This window comes from Bacillus sp. AFS073361 (genome assembly GCF_002567005.1).
Lineage (GTDB): Bacteria > Bacillota > Bacilli > Bacillales > Cytobacillaceae > Neobacillus.
The window spans coordinates 1-1,069 of the sequence record NZ_NUZU01000008.1 but is presented as its reverse complement, the minus strand read 5'-3'; the positions used below and the strand labels follow the sequence as shown (position 1 = coordinate 1,069).

General features: G+C 41.9%; 2 protein-coding genes. Both read right to left on the bottom strand.

All coding sequences use genetic code 11. The features are described from left to right. Positions 1-650: aminopeptidase P family N-terminal domain-containing protein (locus COJ96_RS05285; RefSeq protein WP_180229992.1), on the bottom strand; the 650-nt coding region annotated here is incomplete at its 3' end. Between the two features lie 157 nt (positions 651-807). Further along, on the bottom strand, positions 808-1,069 hold a 262-nt coding region (locus COJ96_RS05280; protein ID WP_180229991.1), incomplete at its 5' end, for a M24 family metallopeptidase.

Genomic DNA, 1,069 nt, shown 5'->3' with positions numbered 1-1,069 from the left:
GCTTCCAATTCCGTGATGCCCTCGCTGTCTCGTAATAGATCCATCAACATTTGAATTCCGGCATTGCTTACCCGAGCTGCACGCTTCATGGATGCAATTTCTGCTTCATTTTTCACGGATTTCAATTGCTCAATAATCGTTGACCGTTGAATATCTGCATAATCACCGAATGCATTATTGATCGGGAACCAGAACTCCAAATCCATAAATGTATAGCCGCTGATGCCTATTTTCTTTGGTCTGTCTTTTGCCGCACGTTCTTTTAGGAATGGAGCCCATTCTGAACGAATTTCCCGGATATCGCCTCCTAAAACACTCATGGCCGAACTACCGTGCGCAGAAGGAATTTCACTGCTTGGAAGGAAGAAAACAGGGTCACGGTCAGGTACCAAGTACATCAGCATCGGCTGCGGATAAACCCCATCGATTGTTCGATAATTAACCAGCCAGCGGATATTGGACATGCGGTAACAATCTCCGAATACGATTAAAGCATCCAGACCTTCATCGACTATCTTTTGTTTCGCAATTTCAACGCGGGCTTTGTACTCTTCATTCGTGATCGTTTCACCAGGTCCCTGGAATTCTCCATAACGGATTAATTCTTCAAATCTATTAGGCAGCCATTTTAATGCTTTTTCTGAAATCATATTCTTTATTCCCCTCTCAAAAAGTAATTTTTAATTTTATTGCTTCAACTATTTCATTATTAATCTATTAAATAGAGGCCCATGCAGGCTTCTCTTCTTAGCTAGCCTATCAATCAAGACTGTAAATCAACTTTCAGCCTGCATGGAATTTATTCAATTACTCAACATATAAGAAACGATTGAACGTATGAAGCGGCTCCAACCCATTCTTACGAACCACTACTTGATCCTCTGTCCGAACACCACCGATTCCTGGTACAATTAGGGATAATTCATAGGCAAAGGTTTGTCCTTCTTCTAAAACATTCGCGCAGCCAGGTCCGATTTCAGGAATATCCTCTTCAGGGTCCATACCTCTTGCATGGGCACCAGTTCTACGTTCACTCACTTCTACTAAATATTCATCTACTCCATGCTTT